The 18,776-nt window shown below is 69.4% G+C and carries 22 protein-coding genes; 10 read left to right on the top strand and 12 right to left on the bottom strand.

Annotated features, from left to right (window positions below; all coding sequences use genetic code 11):
• Positions 1–252: 252 nt before the first annotated feature.
• The 7 genes from QMO76_RS12415 to QMO76_RS12385 form a co-directional block, all read right to left on the bottom strand.
• Positions 253–852 (bottom strand): ATP/GTP-binding protein, encoded by a 600-nt coding sequence (locus tag QMO76_RS12415; RefSeq protein WP_306361390.1) that lies wholly within the window; start codon positions 850–852, stop codon positions 253–255.
• A complete protein-coding gene (locus tag QMO76_RS12410) occupies positions 836–1,279 on the bottom strand; it encodes a DUF742 domain-containing protein (RefSeq protein WP_306361389.1) in 444 nt (147 codons plus the stop codon). The genes QMO76_RS12415 and QMO76_RS12410 overlap by 17 nt, the downstream gene beginning before the upstream one ends.
• Positions 1,276–1,704 (bottom strand): roadblock/LC7 domain-containing protein, encoded by a 429-nt coding sequence (locus QMO76_RS12405; RefSeq protein ID WP_306361388.1) that lies wholly within the window; start codon positions 1,702–1,704, stop codon positions 1,276–1,278. Before QMO76_RS12405 ends, QMO76_RS12410 begins: the two co-directional genes overlap by 4 nt.
• Positions 1,701–4,001 (bottom strand): nitrate- and nitrite sensing domain-containing protein, encoded by a 2,301-nt coding sequence (locus QMO76_RS12400; RefSeq protein WP_306361387.1) that lies wholly within the window; start codon positions 3,999–4,001, stop codon positions 1,701–1,703. Before QMO76_RS12400 ends, QMO76_RS12405 begins: the two co-directional genes overlap by 4 nt.
• Before the next feature lie 185 nt (positions 4,002–4,186).
• Positions 4,187–5,173 carry an ATP-binding cassette domain-containing protein gene (locus tag QMO76_RS12395; RefSeq protein WP_306361386.1) on the bottom strand — a complete coding sequence of 329 codons (987 nt, stop codon included), beginning with the start codon at positions 5,171–5,173 and terminating at the stop codon, positions 4,187–4,189.
• Positions 5,170–5,982, bottom strand: coding sequence for an ABC transporter permease (locus tag QMO76_RS12390; protein WP_306361385.1), 813 nt, complete (start codon positions 5,980–5,982; stop codon positions 5,170–5,172). The genes QMO76_RS12395 and QMO76_RS12390 overlap by 4 nt, the downstream gene beginning before the upstream one ends.
• Positions 5,975–6,778 (bottom strand): ABC-2 family transporter protein, encoded by an 804-nt coding sequence (locus tag QMO76_RS12385; RefSeq protein WP_306361384.1) that lies wholly within the window; start codon positions 6,776–6,778, stop codon positions 5,975–5,977. The genes QMO76_RS12390 and QMO76_RS12385 overlap by 8 nt, the downstream gene beginning before the upstream one ends.
• Before the next feature lie 146 nt (positions 6,779–6,924).
• Between QMO76_RS12385 and ectB the strand changes: the two genes are divergently transcribed.
• A complete protein-coding gene (gene ectB, locus QMO76_RS12380; RefSeq protein ID WP_306361383.1) occupies positions 6,925–8,187 on the top strand; it encodes a diaminobutyrate--2-oxoglutarate transaminase in 1,263 nt (420 codons plus the stop codon).
• A 250-nt stretch (positions 8,188–8,437) separates the two neighbouring features.
• On the opposite strand, the gene QMO76_RS12375 is transcribed toward ectB, so the two are convergent.
• Entirely contained in the window at positions 8,438–9,718 is a 1,281-nt protein-coding gene (locus QMO76_RS12375; RefSeq protein ID WP_306361382.1) for an oxygenase MpaB family protein, read from the bottom strand.
• 62 nt (positions 9,719–9,780) lie between these two features.
• On the opposite strand from QMO76_RS12375, the gene QMO76_RS12370 reads away from it, so the two are divergent.
• Both QMO76_RS12370 and QMO76_RS12365 read left to right on the top strand, forming a co-directional pair.
• A complete protein-coding gene (locus QMO76_RS12370) occupies positions 9,781–10,389 on the top strand; it encodes a TetR/AcrR family transcriptional regulator (protein WP_306361381.1) in 609 nt (202 codons plus the stop codon).
• 62 nt (positions 10,390–10,451) lie between these two features.
• A complete protein-coding gene (locus QMO76_RS12365) occupies positions 10,452–11,879 on the top strand; it encodes a DUF1254 domain-containing protein (RefSeq protein ID WP_306361380.1) in 1,428 nt (475 codons plus the stop codon).
• A 4-nt stretch (positions 11,880–11,883) separates the two neighbouring features.
• Here the strand turns inward: QMO76_RS12365 and QMO76_RS12360 are convergent, their stop codons facing one another.
• Entirely contained in the window at positions 11,884–12,225 is a 342-nt protein-coding gene (locus tag QMO76_RS12360) for a hypothetical protein (RefSeq protein WP_306361379.1), read from the bottom strand.
• A 131-nt stretch (positions 12,226–12,356) separates the two neighbouring features.
• On the opposite strand from QMO76_RS12360, the gene QMO76_RS12355 reads away from it, so the two are divergent.
• The 3 genes from QMO76_RS12355 to QMO76_RS12345 all read left to right on the top strand — a co-directional run bounded on the left by QMO76_RS12355 (position 12,357) and on the right by QMO76_RS12345 (position 13,621).
• Positions 12,357–12,713, top strand: coding sequence for a TetR/AcrR family transcriptional regulator (locus QMO76_RS12355; protein ID WP_306361378.1), 357 nt, complete (start codon positions 12,357–12,359; stop codon positions 12,711–12,713).
• 108 nt (positions 12,714–12,821) lie between these two features.
• The gene (locus tag QMO76_RS12350) at positions 12,822–13,244 is read left to right on the top strand and encodes an Hsp20/alpha crystallin family protein (protein WP_306361377.1); all 423 of its coding nucleotides are present in this window, start codon (positions 12,822–12,824) and stop codon (positions 13,242–13,244) included.
• A gap of 209 nt (positions 13,245–13,453) precedes the next feature.
• Positions 13,454–13,621: a hypothetical protein gene (locus QMO76_RS12345; RefSeq protein ID WP_306361376.1), complete on the top strand. Its 168-nt coding sequence runs from the start codon at positions 13,454–13,456 to the stop codon at positions 13,619–13,621.
• A gap of 106 nt (positions 13,622–13,727) precedes the next feature.
• Here QMO76_RS12345 and QMO76_RS12340 read toward each other — a convergent pair whose 3' ends face one another.
• On the bottom strand, positions 13,728–14,174 hold the full coding sequence (locus tag QMO76_RS12340) for a DUF6069 family protein (protein ID WP_306361374.1): 447 nt from the start codon (positions 14,172–14,174) through the stop codon (positions 13,728–13,730).
• Between the two features lie 179 nt (positions 14,175–14,353).
• On the opposite strand from QMO76_RS12340, the gene QMO76_RS12335 reads away from it, so the two are divergent.
• On the top strand, positions 14,354–14,899 hold the full coding sequence (locus tag QMO76_RS12335) for a YaeQ family protein (RefSeq protein WP_306361373.1): 546 nt from the start codon (positions 14,354–14,356) through the stop codon (positions 14,897–14,899).
• A 72-nt stretch (positions 14,900–14,971) separates the two neighbouring features.
• On the opposite strand, the gene QMO76_RS12330 is transcribed toward QMO76_RS12335, so the two are convergent.
• Positions 14,972–15,118, bottom strand: coding sequence for a hypothetical protein (locus tag QMO76_RS12330; RefSeq protein WP_306361372.1), 147 nt, complete (start codon positions 15,116–15,118; stop codon positions 14,972–14,974).
• Between the two features lie 125 nt (positions 15,119–15,243).
• Here QMO76_RS12330 and QMO76_RS12325 point away from each other — a divergent pair, with 125 nt between their 5' ends.
• Together QMO76_RS12325 and QMO76_RS12320 are read left to right on the top strand one after the other, a co-directional pair.
• Positions 15,244–16,302 carry an ABC transporter substrate-binding protein gene (locus QMO76_RS12325; RefSeq protein ID WP_306361371.1) on the top strand — a complete coding sequence of 353 codons (1,059 nt, stop codon included), beginning with the start codon at positions 15,244–15,246 and terminating at the stop codon, positions 16,300–16,302.
• A complete protein-coding gene (locus QMO76_RS12320) occupies positions 16,299–17,321 on the top strand; it encodes an iron ABC transporter permease (protein ID WP_306361370.1) in 1,023 nt (340 codons plus the stop codon). The genes QMO76_RS12325 and QMO76_RS12320 overlap by 4 nt, the downstream gene beginning before the upstream one ends.
• 6 nt (positions 17,322–17,327) lie before the next feature.
• Here the strand turns inward: QMO76_RS12320 and QMO76_RS12315 are convergent, their stop codons facing one another.
• Entirely contained in the window at positions 17,328–18,128 is an 801-nt protein-coding gene (locus QMO76_RS12315) for an AraC family transcriptional regulator (RefSeq protein ID WP_306361369.1), read from the bottom strand.
• Between the two features lie 60 nt (positions 18,129–18,188).
• Between QMO76_RS12315 and QMO76_RS12310 the strand changes: the two genes are divergently transcribed.
• Positions 18,189–18,590, top strand: a complete 402-nt coding sequence (locus tag QMO76_RS12310; RefSeq protein ID WP_306361368.1) for a DUF3224 domain-containing protein — start codon at positions 18,189–18,191, stop codon at positions 18,588–18,590.
• Positions 18,591–18,776 lie beyond the last annotated feature (186 nt).

The raw sequence follows: 18,776 nt of genomic DNA, 5'->3' as shown, positions 1-18,776 counted from the left end.
GGTCACGTCCGCGGAGGGAAATCCCCGCCGGGGACGCCATACGACAGAGAGGTTGATTCCATGATCCCGGTTATCATCGACACTGGTAGCGCCGCCCTGAACGGTCTTTTCAGCACCGGTTCGGCCGCGCTGCACGGCATCCTGAGCACCCTCTGGACGGGTTCCTTCGGCGGCTGATACCGCACGCGAAGGGTTTTCGGGCCACCGCCCCGGATGCGAGCGCATCCGGGGCAGTTTTCGTCCGCGGCGCGCTCAGTGCGCCAACGCATGGGTCCGGCGGCGCAGCAATACCTGCTCCAACAGTGCGACCAGCACCGTCTGCACCGATTTGCGTTCGCGCGCATCACAATCCATGACATGGACGGCCGGATCGAGATCCAGCGCCTCGCGCACCTCGTCGAGTTCGAATCGCTGTCCCGCGTCGAATCGGTTGACCGCCACCACGAATGGGGTGTGCCGCCGCTCGAAGAAGTCGAGTACCGGATAGCAGTCCTCGACCCGGTCGGTGTCCACCAGCACCACACCGCCGAGCGCGCCGTCGAGCAGGTCGTCCCAGAGGAATTCGAAACGCTCCTGGCCCGGCGTGCCGAACAGGTACAGCACCAGGGATCGGTCCAGGGTGATGCGGCCGAAGTCGAGCGCCACCGTGGTGGTGGTCTTGCCGGTGTCCCGGCCGGGTGTGTCGACGCCCACCGACACCTCGGTCATGGCGGCCTCGGTGGTGAGCGGTTCGATTTCGGAGATGGCCCCGATGAAGGTGGTCTTGCCGACCCCGAATCCACCGCTCACGACGATCTTCACGGAGGAGGCCGGGGCGGGTGCGGAAGTGGCTTGCTCAGAGTGCCCGGACAAGGTCCCGGATCCTTTCGATGGCGGCGGTGGACAGTTCATCGGCCTGGCTGACCGACACGTGGCCCGCGCTCACCAGATCGCTGACCAGCACGCGGGCGACGCCGACCGGAACCCGCAGGGCCGCACTGATTTCGGCGATGGAGTGGGTGTGCTGACACAACCGCACCACGCGCTCCAGCTCGAAACGCAGCGGGGCGGACAGCGCGGCGGGGGTGGCACGGACCATGGTTTCCAGGCGCAGGCCGTCCACCAGCGGGGTGGTGCGGCCCGCCGTCACCATGAACGGGCGCACCACGAGTTCGTCGGCGGGCTCGCGATGGCGTTCGCGGCCGGGCGCGCCGACGTCGTGATCGGCGGGGTGCGCCCAGTTCGCGGGCCGGTTCAGCGCGATCATGCGCGGATCCGGGAGTCGATGCCGATCGTTCATCGCGACAGCGACTCTCTCAGTTCGGTGACGAGTGCGGGGGTCAGCAGCGCTCCGGCGCGGTCGGCCAGCACCGCCATCTGATAGCCGACCAGCCCGACATCGCAGCCGCTGTCGGCGATCACGCCGACGCTGCTGCCGTCGGCCATGGCGGAGACGAGCAGGAAACCCCGCCCCATCTCGACCATGATGAGCCGCAGGCCATCGAAATCATAACTGCGGGAGGCGCTTCGGCTCAGGCTGGTGAGGCCGGACACGATGGCGGCGAGCCGGTCCGCGCCGGTGCGGTCCAGTCCGGCGGACATGGCCATGAGCAGTCCGTCCGAGGACACCGCGACGGCGTCGCGCACCCCGTCGGTGGTGCGGACGAAGTCGGCGAGCAGCCAATTGAAGGTGTGCGGGTCGGTTTCGGTGTAGTGGGTGGTCACCTGCGGTCCTCCTGCGTGTTCGACGCGCCGCGCTGATGCCCGGCGCGAAATCCGGCGAGCATGCCGCGCACCTCGTCGGGGGAGCGTTGTGCGTGCGCGACGCCGGGCTGCCGGTGCGGTGCGGGGCGCACGCTGTCCGCGCCAGCCTGCGCCCGCGCCTTCCGGTTCCGCTTGACGAGCCCGTTTCGGGTGCGTTGCACCTCCGTGCCGTGCGAATCGATTCCAGTCCGAGAAGTGCTGCCCGACAACGGGTTCGCCGTATCCGGTGTGATCGGCCTCGCCCCGTCCTCCGATTCCCGTGTCACCGGTGCGTCGATCTCCTGGGGCGCAGCTCCTTTCGTTGTCAGCGCGGGCTGTTCCGGGAGCTGGTCGACCACCAGCTCCGGGGGCAGCAGCAGCCGCGCCGCCACGCCGCTGATCGGGGAGCTGGTCAGTTCCACCTCCACGCCGAGGCGGCGGGCGAGGCGGCCGACCACGTAGTGACCGAGGAAGCGGGTGGGGGCGACCAGGAAGTCGGCCTCGCCGCGCAGGCGGGCGTTGGCGACGGCGAGCTGGTCGGGCGGCATGCCGACGCCGTGGTCGACGATGGCGACGAGGTAGCGTCGGCCGATCCGCCGTCCGTAGATCTCCACCTCCATATCCGGTGGGGAGAAGGACAATCCGTTCTCGATGAGTTCGGCGAGCATGTGCGCCACCTCGCTCACCGCCGAGCCGAGGACGGCGATCTCGTCCACCCGCCGCAGCACCACCCGGCGGTAGTCGTCCACCTCGGACAGTCCGGCTCGGATCACATCGCTGAGCGGTACGGCCTCCGACCAGCGCCGCGGGCTGGCCTCCCCGACCAGGACGAGCAGGCTTTCGGCATTGCGCCGCATGCGCGTGGCCAGATGGTCGAGCTCGAACAGATTGGACAGTGCGGTGGGATCCAGTTCCGTCCGCTCGAACTCGCTGATCAGCCCGAGCTGGCGGCGCACCAGATTCTGATTGCGCCGCCCCAGATTCGCCAGCGATTCGGTGGTATTGCGCCGCAGCAGCGCCTGTTCCGAGGCCAGCTCGAAGGCGGTGGTCTGGACGCGGTCGAGAGCCTGCGCCACCGAGACGATTTCGTCGCCCGCCCCGGCGCCGACCCGCACCGGGGGCGGCGGTGCGGGATCGGCGTCGGCATCGCGGTCCCAGGCCGCGATGAGCTCGGGCAGCCGGTGGCCCGCCACGTCGTCGGCTTCCGCCGCCAGCCGCGCCAGCGGCCGCACGATGGAGCGCACGGTCGCCACCACCAGCGCCACCAGTGCCAGCACGGCGAGCAGCGCCGCGAGCACGTACGCGCCGAGCAGCAGCGCGGCCCGCTCCCGCAGGGCGTCGGCGCGAGCGCGGATATCGGCTCCGACCGCCTGCTGCACCCGGTGCTCGAGATCGACGACGGTCGTCATCTGCCGCCACCAGTCGGCGGTGTTCACCGGCTCCAGCAGCGGTCCCGCCGTGGACGCGATGGCGATGGCCTCCGCCGCGCCGGCCCGCACCGCGTCCTCGGAACGCATGGCGGCGATGAGCAGGGCGCGCTGCTCCGGGGTGGCGTCGCGGTCGAAGGCGGTGATCGCGGCCTGTTTTGCGGCGCGGATATCCAGGAACCGCACGTACTCGCTCGGCTCGAAGCCGCCCGCGGCGAATACACCGTGTAGGAAGCCGCGCTCCTGTCCGGTGTACTCCTTGGCGTCGCCGAGCGCGTAGAGCGCCCGGAGTCCGTGCCACAGCTCGGTGTCCCGGGCCGTGTCGAGTCCGGGCCGGGCCCGGTTCAGCGCGGCGATGGCGCCGGAGTAGAACTGGAAGGCGGCCGAGCGGTCGATGCGTCGGGCGTCGACATCCGCGCGGTTGGCGCTCAATCCGGCCGATTGCGTGAGCGCGGAACGTACTTGGTCGGCTCCGGCGGGCCGCGCGGCCACGGCGCGTTCGAGCGCCAGCAGCGCGGCATCGGTGGTCGCGCGTTGCCGCTCGACCACCGGCCGCAGCGAATCATCGCCGCCCTGAAGTCCATTGGTGAGGCCGCGCTCGCGTTGCACCTCGTGCACCAGATCCTGGACCGCCAAGGCGAGGGTGACCGCCCGCACGGTCGAGCCGGTATCGCGGTAGGCCGCGACCTCCCCGGAGATGATGATCGCGAGCAGTCCGAGCACCATCGCCATCGATACCAGCAGGATGCGCCGCAGTCGCGCGCGGATCGTGCGCGGACGCACCGATGCCGTCGTCGGCGCGCGTTTCCCACTGCCGCTCGGCAGCAATGCCGCAGGCCGGAATTCCACCATTCGACTCCTGCTCGATCGGTTACCGTGTCGAGGACGGCATGTCACGTGCGCACCCGATCCTGCTCGGGCGGGATGTGGAGTTCGGGTCCGGCGGGAAACAACGAGATGTCCATCGGCTCACCGCCGTGTCCGCGCCGCGCGAGAGCCCGGCGCGGTGTCGGCCGTGGCAGCGGTCCGCGGGATTGTTACGAACCGGGCGGTCTCGCGCTGGATTCGTAGATGCGTCGCACCACATCCTCGATATCGGGTTCCTCCAGCGACAGGTCACGCACCGGGGCGCGGGCCGAGATGGCGGCCAGCAGTTCCGCGGCCGTGGTGCGCTCGGAGTCGAAGGCGAGTCGCTGACGTAGGCCATCGCCCTCGCTGTCGAGCAGTTTCGCCCCCGGGAGGTCGGTGAGCTCGGCGCAGGGCTCGACCAAGTCCACCGTCAGCACCCGCTGTGCTCCGACGGTGGTCGCCAGTCCGGTCAGCGAGCCGTCGTAGACGAGGCGGCCGCGGTCGACCACCAGGACGCGTTCGCAGAGCCGCTCGATATCGCCCATATCGTGGGTGGTGAGCAGCAGCGTGGTGCCGCGGTGGGTGCGCTCGTGGCGCAGGAATTCGCGCAGGCGCTGTTTGGACAGCACGTCCAGCCCGATCGTCGGTTCGTCGAGAATGACCAGCTCGGGTGAGTGCAGCAGGGCCGCAGCGACTTCCGCGCGCATGCGCTGTCCGAGGGAGAGCTGCCGCACCGGGGTGTCCAGGGTCTCGGCCATCTCCAACTGGTCGACGAGTTCGTCCAGGCGTCGTCGCGCCGCCGACGCGTCGAGCCGGTGGATGGCCGACAGTATCGAGAAGGATTCGCGCAGCGGCAGATCCCACCACAGCTGGGAGCGCTGCCCGAACACCACGCCGATCCGGCCGGCCAGTTCCCGCCGTTGCCGGACCGGATCGAGCCCGCAGGTGCGCACCGTCCCGGAGGTGGGCACCAGAATGCCGGTGATCATCTTGATGGTGGTCGACTTCCCGGCCCCGTTGGCGCCGATGTAGCCGACCGCCGCGCCCGGTTCGACGCGAAAGCTCATGGCGGCCACCGCCGTCAGCTCCTCGCGCCGTCGCCGCCAGCGCCCCTCGCGGCGGCGCAGGACGAAAGTCCTGGTGAGTTCCTCGATATCGATGATCTGTCCGGTCATCCGCCGCCTCCCTGGTAGTGCCTGGTGCCCAGCCGCCACAGCCCCAGCGCCGCCGCCCACACCCAGACCGCCGCCAGCGGTGCGGCCCAGGCCAGCCAGGACGGCAGCATGGCCGGGCCGGGGAGGTCCAGCAGTGCGATGGTCGGCAGATAGGAGGTGAATGCCACGGGCACCAGGAACGCGAAGATCAGTTTCATCGGTGTGGGGAACACCGAGGTCGGTTGCATCGAGGCGTAGGAGCCGCCGTAGGTGAAGGAGTTGGTGAGCTCCGCGCCGTCGATCAGATAGAACTGGAGTCCCGCCGCGCAGACGAACAGACCGGCGAAGATCGCGATCCCGGACAGCAGCGTCACCGCGAACAGCACGAGATGCACTGGCGTCCAGGCGATGTCGTTGCGGGCGATGCCGAGGCCGAGGATCGTCACCGCCACCGCGAGGCGGGCGATGCGGCGCAGCGCGATATCGCTGGTCGCCAATTGCAGCAGCAGCGGCTGCGGGCGCAGGTAGAAGGCGTCCAGCTGCCCCTTGCGGATGTAGTCGGGCAGCGTGTCCAGGTGTCCCACCAGCATGTCCGCCACCGTGAAGGCGGTATTGCTCAGGCCGAACAGCAGCAGCATGGCGGTGAGGTCGAGCCCGCCGAGCCGCGGCACATTGGCGAAGATCACGTACATCTCCGCGAATTCCACCAGGCCGATGAGGAAGGCGCTGCACAGGTCCAGCCCGAAGGACAGCGGGTAGGCGCGTTGCGCGCGCAGCCGGGAGGCGAGCACGGCCCGGTAGGGCGCCAGCCGCGAGGGTGCTTCACCCACCCTGCACCTCCAGCTTGCGCTGTCCGGCGCGCAGTACCAGCTGCCCGGCGGCCAGCAGTGCGAACAGCCAGCAGAGCTGCGCCCCGACCAGTCCCACCGCGTGCCAGCCGACGGTGCGCCCGGAGAGCACGTCGATGGGCCATTGCAGCATGGACGGGAACGGCGTGCAGTAGGCCAGGATGCGCAGCCACTCCGGGAACAGGTGCACCGGCGCGAACAGTCCGGCCAGGAAGGTGCCGAGGATCATGTGCAGCGTCCGCAGTCCGCGCGTCTCCACCACCCAGAATCCGGCCAGGCACACCGTGAACAGTGACAGGAACGATATGGCGATGGCCAGGACCAGGCTGATCGCGCCGAGCAGGTAGGGCCCCGGCGTGGCGGGCACCGCGAGCCCGAAGGTGATCGCGCCGATGAGCACGCTGGGCAGCCCGCGCGGCAGCAGGGTGTAGACGGCGCGTCCGAAGTACTCCGCCAGATGCGCCAGTTGGATGTCGATGGGCCGCAGGAAGTCGATGGCCACATCGCCGGATTTGATGCGCTCCACGATATTCGGCACTCCCCAGAACGCGATGGCCCCCAGCAGTCCCTGCGACAGCCAGGTGTACGCGCCGATGGTGCCCTGGTCGTAGCCGCCGAAGTCGCTGCCGCTGTCCACGGCCGTCATCAGCACCGCGGCGCGGACGAACCCGAAGACCACATTGGTGATCAGGCCCGCGATCATGGCCAATCGGTAATAGGACTGTCGGCGGAACCCCGCTCGGACCAGCTGCCAGTAGATCCCTACGTCAGCACGCACAAGATGTCGACAGTATGGCGGCCGCGCCGATGGCGCAAAGGATTTATTCTGGCCACCCCACCGGATTCGGCGAAAACGGTCCGGCCCGCCGCCCCGCAGTGATAGAAACAGTCACGTTTCACTTTGCTGCACTGCGAGGACCGCCCATGACCACCGCCGAGACGACCGTGTTCGAGACGCTCGAATCGAATGTGCGCGGCTACTGCCGGTGCTGGCCGACGGTCTTCGCGACCGGTCGGGGCGCTTGGCTGACCGACGAGAGCGGTAAGGACTACCTCGACTTCTTCGCCGGGGCGGGCGCGCTCAACTACGGGCACAACAATCCGGTCCTGAAGCGGGCCCTCATCGACTACCTGCTCGCGGACGGCGTCACGCACAGCCTCGACATGTCCACCGCGGCCAAGCGCGGGCTGCTGGAATCGCTGCGCGAGGTGGTCCTCGAACCGCGCGGGCTGGACTACAAGGTGCAGTTCCCGGGCCCCACCGGAGCCAACGCGGTGGAGGCGGCGCTCAAGCTGGCTCGCAAGATCGCCGGCCGCACCACCGTCCTGAACTTCACCAACGCCTTCCACGGCATGACCCTGGGCGCGCTCTCGGTGACCGGCAATGCCGCCAAGCGTGCGGGCGCGGGCGTGCCCCTGGTGCACGCCACCCCCATGCCCTACGACGGATACCTCGGCGCGGCAGACGATTTCGCCTGGATGCGCCGGGCGCTCGACGACGCGTCCTCGGGCCTGGACCGCCCCGCCGCGGTCATCGTGGAAACGGTGCAGGGTGAGGGCGGGGTGAACGTGGCCCGCGCCGAATGGCTGCGGCAGTTGGCCGAACTGTGCTCCGACCGCGGCATCCTGCTCATCGTCGACGACGTGCAGATGGGCTGCGGGCGCACCGGCCCGTTCTTCTCCTTCGAGGTCGCCGGCATTACGCCCGATATCGTGACGCTCTCGAAATCCATTGGCGGATACGGACTTCCCATGGCGTTGGTGCTCATGAAGCGGGAACTCGACCAGTGGACGCCCGGGGAGCACAACGGCACCTTCCGCGGCAACAACGCCGCCTTCGTCACGGGTGCGGCGGCGCTGCGGCACTACTGGTCCGACGGCGCGCTGGAAGCCGCGACCCTGGACAAGGGGGAGCGGGTGCGCGCCGGTCTCACCGCGCTGGCCGGGCATTTCGACGGCGTGTCCACCCGCGGCCGCGGCCTCGTGCACGGGCTGGTGTTCGCGGAAGCCTCCGAGGCCGCCAAGGTCAGCCAGGTGGCCTTCGAGCTGGGATTGCTGGTGGAGACTTCCGGCTCCGAGGACGAAGTGGTGAAATTGCTCCCACCGCTGACGATTACGGATGAGGAACTCGCCCACGGCCTGGACCTGCTGGGCCGGGCGCTGGACACCGTGCGCCACGCCCGCTGATCCCGCGCCACCCGGCGCGTAGACGTCGGCCCACCGCCCACACCGGTGCGCCGACAGGGGGCCGGGCTCCCAGCTGCGGAGGGAGCCCGGCTTCGCCCTGTGCCGAGCCGATCCCGGGCCATCGCGTCCACCCCCCGGTGACACCATGATGGCGGCCACGGAAAACCGCGCAGGTGGCGATCCTCGTGCACGTGCGTCCGGGCCGACGGCCCGTGCGCGGCGCAGGAATTCGCTCGGCGTCGGAATTCGCTCAGCGCCGGAATTCCTCGACCGGCTCGAATTCCGCCGCACGGTCCCCGACCTCGTTGCGGTACCACTGTTCCCGCCGGTGGCGCTGGACGCGGTCGGCGACGGTGTCCAGACCCGGGACGGTGCGGCGCAGGGTTTCCGCCCCGAAGATGAGCGGGGCCTGGACCAGCGGGTGCAGCACCCAGGGGAAGCGGCGCGGCATGGTGTGGCGCGCGTAGGTGGACGGCGGCAGCCAGACGCCGGTGTAGCCGATCTGCATCCGGTAGTTGATCTCGTCGCGCAGCCGTTTGCGCCACGGCGTCCCGGACTTCGGTTCGAAGGCGGGCAGATACGACTCCACCAGCTCCGCGCCGTCCGCGCCCGCGGTGTGGGCGCGTTTGACGAAGGCCGCGAACATGAGTCGCACCGATTCCCGGAAGTCGCGCGGGTACCACGGCGGCTGCACGCCCAGCAGATGTCCCACGTACCGCCAGAAGTGCAGTGTCGCCTCGATTTCGCGCACGGTGGTCTGGTGCCCGATGCTCCACAGCGCCAGACCGGGCACCACGCTGCCGCCCATCAGGGTCAGCGTCGCGTCGCCCACGCTGATCGGCACGCCCCAGGCGTCGTAGTCCCATTCCGGCCGGGCCATGAGCTTGCGGCGGATGAATACGTGCATGATCCGCACCCGCATGGCGGTCTGCCGCCCGCGCGCCCCGGGGTCGAGCCCGCCGGGTTCGGAGACATCGATCCAGAACCGCACGGTCTCCAGCTGTCGTTTGTGCGCCCGGTCGCCCGCGTAGCCGCCGGTGTAGGACAGCGGTTTGGCGATGGAGCTCTCCGAGTACATCTCCAGGGTGCTGGTCGTGGCGAAGCTGAATACCGAAGTGCCCCAACGCCGGAACACCCGCGCCCCCTGGACCACCAGCTCCGGGTCCAGCCAGTCCGGCGGCGTCTCGAACTCCTCGAACAGCCGGATGAGCGAGGGCGGCGCGTCCGGCACCGAGTCCACGCCCTGCTCCAGCGCCCGGTCGAGCATGGCACGGCCCGCCTTCGGTCCCGGCTCGCCCAGATACACCTCGTCCACGAACGCCTCGGCCACCGGATCGGCCTGGTAGTACGCCTCCCCGAAGGCGCGCACCAGCTCCTCCGAGGGCTGCGGGTCGAATCGGAAGACGGTCCGGAACATGCGGCGTGCCTGCTGCACGCGGGGATCGGCGAGCCGGTCCCGGTAGCGGAATTCGGTGGGGATCTTGCCTGCCGCGGCGGTATCGAGCGTCGCGGGCACCTTCTCGCGGGCCATGTCAGCAGCGTAAAATGAGCTGATGCTCGGGTTCTACTCACTTTTCACGGCGCACCGGTTCCATGGCTGAAACCGGCAGTCACCGCCGTAAGCGCCCGACGCAGGAGCGTGCTCGGGAGTCCCGCGAGCGCATTGTCGAGACCGCAGCTCGACTTTTCGCCGAGCGCGGCATCGCCGACACCTCCACCAACCGCATCGCCGCCCGCGCCAATATGAGCATCGGCACGCTCTACCGCTATTTCACCGACAAGCACGAGATCGTGGAGGTGCTGCGCGCCCGCCTGCTCGCGGAGCTGGAGGAGCGGTTCACCGTTGCCGTGCTCGACGGCATGGGCTTGTCGCCTCGGGATTCGGTGGCCACCAGCCTGCGCGCCATCGTCTCGGTGCTGGCCGAGCGGGAGCCGCTGGTGCGCGCGCTCACCGCCGACGCCACGGTGGACGGCGCGGGCTTCGGCGGCCTGGAACGCCGCCTGCTGCTGCTCACCCGCGCCTACCTGCTCCAGCAGCTCGGGCCGCTGCCCGATCACGATCTCGACGTCCGCGCCTTCGTCATGGCCAACGCGGGCCTGGCCGCGGCCCTGCGCATCGGCCTGAAACCGCCGCCGGATCTCGACCGCGACCGGCTCATCGACGAGACCGCGGAGATGATCGGCGGCTGGGTCAGCCGTTGAACAGGCGCTTCACCCGGATCGGGTGAAGGGTCGGGAACGCGGGTGGGCGAGAATGGGAGGCCATGGACGGCGAACTCGATCGGTTGTCGACGCGCGTGTCGCGCCGCACCGCCTTCGGGCTGGCCGCGGCGGCCGGTATCACCCTGGCCGCCTGCGGACGTTCCGACGACGGCACGGGCGCGACGCCGTCCAGCGCCGCCGCCGATGCGCGGGGCATCGCCGCCGACGCCTATATCTACGGCTATCCGCTGGTGCTCATGGACGCCACCCGCACCGCGTTCGAGGCCATCGTCCCGACCAACCGCTTCCTGCACGCCGACAGCCTGCCCACCCCGGCCCGTCGCGATCTGGTTCGCGTCAATATCGACACGCTGTACTCCATCGCCTGGCTGGATCTGGCGACGGAGCCGATCGTGCTGCGGATGCCCGCGGTGGAATCGGGCCGGTTCTGGGTCATGCAGTTCCTGGACGCCTGGACCAATACCGTGCACAGCCCGGGGAGCATCCGGCCGCGGGTGGAACCCGGTGCGCCCGGACCGCCCTATACGTACGTGGTCACCGGACCGGGGTGGGCGGGTGAACTTCCCGACGACGCCGTACGGCTGGAGATGCCGACGCCCATGGTCTGGCTGATCGGCCGCATCCAGGTCGACGGCTCCGAGGACGTGCCCGCCGTCCTGGCCCTCCAGCGCGAGCTGGCGCTGGTGCCGCTCGGCGACTGGCTGGCCGGGCGGCCCGCTCCCGAGGGGACGGTCGAACCCGTCGAGACCACCACCCCGCCCGCCTTCCGGGTCGGCAGCATGGACGCGGACAGTTTCTTCACCCGCCTGTGCGCGCTCATGGCCGTGAATCCGCCCGCACCGGAGGACGCGCCCGCCCTGGCGCGTTTCGCGCGGATCGGCATCCGGCCCGGGGGAGCGGTCACCGGGATCTCCGCCGCCGACCTCGACGACGGGGTGGCCGCCGCCCGGCGGCAGCTCCCGACCTACATCGACCCCGACACCACCGTCGCCAACGGCTGGGAGTACTCCACCGAACTCGGCGAGTACGGCACCGACTACCGGCTGCGCGCCCGGGTCGCCCAGCAGGGGCTTGGCGCGAATCTGCCCGAGCACGCGATCTATCCGAATCTGAACGGGCTGGCCGATACCGGCGGCACGCCCAACCGCTATCGGCTGCGCTTCCTGCCGGGGCAGTTCCCGCCCGTGGACGCTTTCTGGTCGATTACCGCCTACGACGGCGACGGCTTTCTGATTCCGCATCCATCGGGCATCCACTCGGTCGGCCACCATATTCCGCCGGTGCCCGATCCGGACGGGTCGCTCACGCTCGCGGTCCAGTACGAGCAGCCCGGATCGGCTGTCCCGGCGGGCAATTGGCTGCCCATCCCGGACGCGGGACCGTTCTCGCTGACCATGCGCCTGTACGCGCCGCGGCCGAGTGTGCTCCGCGGCGAGTGGCATCCGCCCGCCCTGGAGCCCGCGCCGTGACAGCTCAGTTGGTCTGGATGCCCGTGGCGATCTTCACCACGACCTGATCCGGCGTGACCTCCTGTACGGAGACATTCATGCCGTCCGCGGGCTGTGTCTCCCCGGCCGGTACCGACACCTCCTGTCCGGCCACCTTCAGCGTCACCAGATTGCCGTTCACGGCAACGAGTTCCGCCTCCACCCCGAGCATGCTGGCCTTGGCGTTCACGCCTCGGTCGAAGGTGATGGTGCAGCCGCTGGCCTGGCACTCGGTCTTGGATCCGGGGCCCTCCGAGGTGCAGGCGGCCACGCCGAGCGGGGTCAGCAGGGCACCGGCCGACAGGGCGATCAGACGTCGAATGCGCACGCGGTCAGTGTAGAGCGAAACCCCGCCTCCCGGTGCGGGAGCCGTCACCCGCGTGGCCCGGAATCGACCGTCGGGGCGATAGGGTTGCCCCGAGTTGACCGTCCGCCGAGCCGTCGTGGAGGAGTGCGCCGATGCCCAAGGGGTCCCGCAGGGCGTACCGCACCGGGCTGTCGCGCGTTGTGATCGTGGATGCCGCAGTGGCGTTGACGGCCGAGCGCGGGCTGGAGGGCTGGAGCATGCGGGAGCTCACCGGCCGGTTGGACACCTCGCTGTCGGTCATCTACCACCATGTCGGCGACCGGGGCCGGGTGCGCGCCGCGGTGGTGGATCGGGTGTACGCGGACATGGGGCTGACCTTCGACGAGACCGACTGGCGCGCAGGGCTGTACGCGGAGCTGTCGGCGATGGTCGAGCAGCTGTCCCGGTATCCGGGCGTTGCCGCCTGGCTGCTGCGCAACGGCCCGCAGACCGAGGGACTGGCCGTCTGAATCGGGCTTGCACTCTCCTATGTAGAGTGCTAAATAATATCTATGTCATCAGACATAAGTTATCTAACCCACTGCGAGTGAGATTGGAGTGAGCTGGAGGTGGCGACCATGCTGATGCGCACGGATCCGTTCCGCGATCTGGACCGGTGGACGCAGCAGGTGTTCGGCACTGCGGCACGTCCGGCGGCGATGCCGATGGACGCCTGGCGCGACGGGGACGAATTCCTGGTGGAGCTGGATCTGCCCGGCATCGACCCGAACTCCCTGGATCTGGACGTCGAACGCAATGTGGTGACGGTCCGGGCCAGCCGCCCGGAACTGGACCAGGGCAGGTCGATGATCGCCGCGGAACGCCCCCGCGGCGTGTTCAGCCGCCAACTGTTCCTCGGCGAGAGTCTCGATACCGACCGGATTCGCGCCGACTACCGAGACGGCGTGCTGCGCTTGGTGATTCCGATCGCGGAACAGGCCAAGCCCCGCAAGATCGAGATCGTCCGCGCCGACCACGAGCGCCAGGCCATCAACGCCTGACCCACGAACTCGCGTCGTACCGACGTGGAGATGTCCGTTGCGGATGGAAGTGAGGTGATGCCCGTTTCCGAATCGACAAGAGATATCTTCCCTCGCGAACGCTTCATTCGACTCCTCCGTTACAGGTGGGCTCGGCCGGTCGATACCGGGCCCACCCCCGCACCCGTTATCACCGAGCTATTCGCATGCCCGAGGAGGTATTCGGCGCTATGACAGACTTGCCCGGCGTTACCGGCCGTACGGTCGACCAGGCCGCGGTGCCGCTGCTGACCGAGCGCATCCGGGCCGCGTTCGACGACGCGCAGTACGACAATCGCAACGACCGCTCCTGGGTGCCCCTGACCGCCGATGGCTACGACGACTGCCTCGCCTACTGATGTGAACGCCGCCGGTCTCGCGAACAGCGGGGCGTCACCCGGCAATCGTTGTCGCCGCACGGCGAAACGGCCCGCATCCGTGGTGGATGCGGGCCGGGTCGGGTGCTCAACGCTCGATCAACGTGCGCCGCATGCCCTCGGTCGCGATGATCAGGGCGGGCACCAGGGTCAGGTGGGTGATCGACAGGGCGATGGTGGAGGCGGTGTCGAAATCGGCGTCGACGGTCAGGGCGATGGTCGCGACCGCCAGCACCGAGCCGATCACGCCCGCGGTCCGCAGCACGCCCACCCACTTGTAGGACAGCAGGGCGGCGGCGGTGAGGCCGACCAGCATCGGGACGACGGTCAGGATGACGATGCCGCCCGGCGCCACGGACTGCGCCACACCCTCGTTCGTCATCTCGAAGGAACCGCCCGCCGCCGCGCCGATCAGCCAGACGACCAGGTTGACCAGGACGGCTGCGGCGATCGTGCCGAGGACGGCGACCGGGCGGCTCAGCGCGGGCACGCTGATGGCATTGCGGGTGGGGCGGGTGGTGGCTGCGGTCGTCATGATGACCTCCTGAGTAGAAGCTGTGAAGTTCGTGTGAGACCATCTTGAAACCTCAATGATTGTTGAGGTCAATCCGATTCGAGGTGCGGTGTCGCGGATCACAGCTCCGGGTGTCCGGCGGATCACGGATCCGTGTGGCTGACGAGGTTGGACCGGCTCGCGACTATGCTTCTGCGCCTATGGCCCTGAGTGCGACGCTGTACAGCTTCTCCGTCAACCTGGCCGACGTCGATCGCGGCGTCTACCAGGAGGTGGAGTTGCGCGTCGCCCGCCATCCATCCGAGACACCCGCCTTCATGCTCACCCGGCTGCTGGCCTACTGCCTCGAGTACACCGACGGCATCACCTTCAGCGAGGGCGGCGTCTCCTCCACCGATGAGCCCGCCGTCCTGGCCCGCGACCTCACCGGCCGCATCACGGCCTGGATCGAAGTCGGCGCGCCCGACGCCGACCGACTACACCGCGCCAGCAAACTCGCCGACCGCACCGCCCTCTACACCCACCACCGCGACCCGGCCAAGGTGCTGGCCCAACTGGTCGGCAAGAAGATCCACCGCGCCGAGGACATCCCGGTCTACAGCCTCGACCGCACCTTCATCGACGCGGCCGCCGCGACCCTGGACCGCCGCAACACCGCGACCCTCTCGGTCACCGAGCGGCTGCTGTACCTGGAGTTGAACGGCACCACCCTGACGACGCCGGTCGAGGAACACCGGCTGGTGTAGTCGCGGCGATTCCCGCCCGGCACAGCCGGAGCGGTCGATGGGCGCGGGCCGATCGCCGATGCCGGATCTCGGTCAGTGCCCGTGAATCGCGGGCGGTGCGGAGGTGGCGGACTGGCCCTCGAGCAGCCAGCCGACCGTCCACGCCGTGCTGAACAGCCAGAGCAGCAGCAGGGCGAAGCGCGCTACCCGGCGGCGGGGTCCGCGGTCGTTCGGGCGCACGTTCGCCTCTCTCTCGTCGTCGGCCGAGCGGCGTCGAATCGGAGTCAACCCTGGCCGAGGAGCGGCCCGGAGGCAAGTCCCGCGCGCGGAAAGCCGCCACCATCGATCTTGATACGGTGCTCGCCATGACATCGACGACGCGCCCGGCGCGGCTGCTTTCGCTCCTGGGCCTGGTCGGCTGCCTCGTCGCCGGGCTGACCGCGTGCGGTGGGTCCGCCGAGACGGCCGAGACCGCCGCCAGCGGCGCGCCGGAAGCCCCCGGCCGCACCAGCTATCCGCTGACCATCGAGAACTGCGGTGTGGAGGTGACGTTCGACCAAGCGCCCGCGCGGGCGGTGTCGCTGTATCAGGCGTCCACGGAGATCCTGCTGTCGCTGGGGCTCGCCGATCGCATGGTGGGCACCTCGACCTGGTTCGATCCGGTGCTTCCGGACCTGGAGGCCGACAATGCGACGGTGCCGCGGCTCGCCGACAACGATCCCTCGCTGGAGGCGGTGCTGGACACCGAGCCCGATATCGTGACCTCGGCGAGCGCGCACACCTTCACCCCCGCCGTGGTCGCGGAGCGGTCGCGTTTCGCGCAGCTCGGCATTCCCACCTATCAGTCACCGTCGGTGTGCGCGGGGGCGACGGTCGAGGGTGAGACCGTCACCCGCACCGAGCCGCTCGGCATCGAGACGCTGTTCCAGGAGATCACCGAACTGGCCCGGATCTTCGATGTGCAGGAGCGGGGCGCGCAGCTGGTCGACGAGCTGCGCGGACGGCTGGCGGCGGCGACGGCGAAGCTGAACGCCACCTCCGAGCCGACGGTCGCCTTCTGGTTCTCCGGCATCAAGGCCCCCTACATGGCCGGATGCTGTTCCGCCCCCGGCATGTACGCCCGCGAGGTCGGCGCCCGCAATGTCTTCGCCGACGAGCGCGAGGACTGGCCCGAGATCAGCTGGGAGGCGGTCGTCGCCAGCGATCCCGATGTGCTGGTGCTCGCCGATCTCAGCCGCCAGCGCATCGAGGGTGACGCGCTCACCACGAAGATCGAGTTCCTCGAATCGAATCCGGCGACCAACCGGATGCGGGCGGTGCAGGGCAAGCGCTATGTCGTCATGACCGGCTCGGAGCTGGATCCGGGAATCCGCGAGATCGGCGCCATCGAGAAGCTGGCGGACGGTCTCGCCTCGGTGCGTTGACCCGCACCCGGCGCGCGGCGTCGATCTGCCTGGGTTGCGGTGTCCTGCTGTGTCTTTCGATCGCCCTGACGGTGTCCATCGGCCCCGCCGACGTCTCCGTGCATGATGTCTACTCCATTGTCGGACAGCATCTCGGACTGGGGACGTCGTCGGCCGGTCGACTGGCCGACGGCATCGTCTGGCAGTTGCGGTTGCCGCGTGCGGTGCTGGCGGCGATCTGCGGGGCGGGGCTGGCGCTGTGCGGAGCCATTCTGCAATCGCTGCTGCGCAATACTCTCGCCGATCCCTTCGTCCTCGGCGTCTCCTCGGGCGCGTCCACCGGGGCGGTGCTGGTGGCGGTGGTCGGCGTCGGGTCGGGGGCGCTGACGCTGTCGGGCGGGGCGTTCCTCGGCGCGGTGCTGTCGTTCACGCTCATGCTGGCCCTGGCCTACAGTGCGGGCGGCACCCCGGACCGGATGATTCTCGCGGGTGTGGCGTGTACGCAGCTGTTCTCGGCGCTCACCTCGCTCACCGTGCTGTGGTCGGCCAATGCCGAACAGACCCGCGGCGTGCTGTTCTGGCTGCTCGGCTCGCTGGCCGGGGCGACCTGGTCGGATGTGGCCGTCTGCGCCACTGTCGTCGCGGGCGGCTGCGTGATCTGCCTGTGGTACGCGCCGACGCTGGACGCCTTCGCTTTCGGCTCCGACGCGGCCGCGGCCCTCGGCGTCGCGGTGGGCCGGACCCGGCTGGTGCTGCTGCTGATCACGGCCGTGGTGACGGCGGCGCTGGTGAGCGCGGCGGGTGCGATCGGATTCGTCGGCCTGGTGCTGCCGCATGCCGCCCGTTTCCTCGTCGGTCCCGGCCACGCCCGGCTGCTGCCGGTCACGGTGCTGCTCGGCGCGGTGTTCATGGTGTGGGCGGACACCCTCGCCCGCAGTGCTTTCGGCGCCCGCGAGGTGCCGGTCGGGGTGGTCACCGCACTGCTCGGCGTGCCCGCTTTCGCGATTCTGCTGGCGCGGCGGCGTAGGCAGCTCATATGACGCTGCTCAGTGCGCACCGCCTCGATAGGCGGCGGGTGAGCGGCCGACCACCGTCTTGAAGTCGCGGGCGAAGTGCGCCTGATCGGCGTAACCCAGTTCGGCGGCGAGGGCGGCGAGATCCGTGTGCCCCTCGTCCAGGCGCTGGGCGGCCTCGTGCAGGCGGTGGCGCTGGATGGCCCACTTCGGGGAGATCCCGATGTGTTCGCGAAACAGCTTCTGCAAGTGACGTTTTCCGAATCCGAAGCGATCTGTGAGGTCATCGACGCGCACGATGGTGCGATCGGTGAGGATCGCGTCCACCATCTCGTTGAGCAGTGCGGTACGCCCGGATTCGACGACACTGCACCGGCGAACGAATTCTTCCGCGAGACAGCGGCGTACCTCGGTATCGGATTCCGCGCCGATGCGCGCGGCGAGTCGTTCGGCGTCGGAGCCGAACAGTTCGGCACCCGGCACCACCCGATCGGTGAGCTCGGCGACCGGTCGTCCGACGAGGGTGCGAAATCCGGCCGGGCGGAAAGTGATTCCGAAGATGTCGCCCTGTTCGGCCAGCCGCTGCACGTACTTTCCGCGCAGCACGCCGTGTACCCGGCACCGTGCGTCGTCGACAGCCAGCACCACGGCCGGACTCGGGAGCACCTCCACTTCGAACGGCTCGCGCCCACGCAGATCCCAGCGGACCGTCCAGCAGTGCGCCACGATATCGGCCAGGTCCTCCGATACCGGGATGAAGCCCTCGCGATACACACCGGCCCCCGCCCGCGGGTCGAGGAGGCCGCGCGGTGGGCTGTCGGTGGTCGAATCCATGGCGCTCCGCGTTCGCGTTTGTTCAAGACCGGGATACCCCCTCGACCTTAGCGTCGGGTCATGAACGACACGATTGCCACCGGCACCATCGAATCGAAGTCCTGGGAACAAACCGAGTTCGCGCCCGCCGACGGAGCCCCCGCACTGGGCGTGGCCACCGGCCACGACCGCTACGGCGGCGACATCGTCGGCGACGCGGAATGGCGCGGCATCACCTGCGCCAACGCCGACGGCAGCGGCAGTTTCGACAGTCTGCAACGCATGCACTGCACCCTGGCGGGCCGCACCGGCTCCTTCGTGCTCCGCATGACCGGCACCTTCGACGCCTCCGGCGATTCCCGCGCCGACTGGTCCGTCGTATCCGGCTCCGGCACCGGGGACCTCACCGGCCTGACCGGCACCGGCGGCTACGAATCCACCGGCGGCGACAACACCTATCGACTCGTCTACCGCTTCGCCTAGCCGACACCGCTCGAGGTATCCCGCTCCGCACCGGCGCGCCACCGTTCATCCGTGCTTTCGTGGCTCACCGCCGGGGAAGAGGTGAAACATTGCTAGGTCAAATTATGAGAATTTCTGGACGGGGGACCAGTTAACTGTGTTAACTTGGCCGCCGGGTGGCCACCGCCGCCCCGGGGCCGTCCGCAG

This window comes from Nocardia sp. CC227C, assembly GCF_030767025.1.
Taxonomy (GTDB): domain Bacteria; phylum Actinomycetota; class Actinomycetes; order Mycobacteriales; family Mycobacteriaceae; genus Nocardia.
This window is presented reverse-complemented; position numbering and strand designations above follow the sequence as displayed.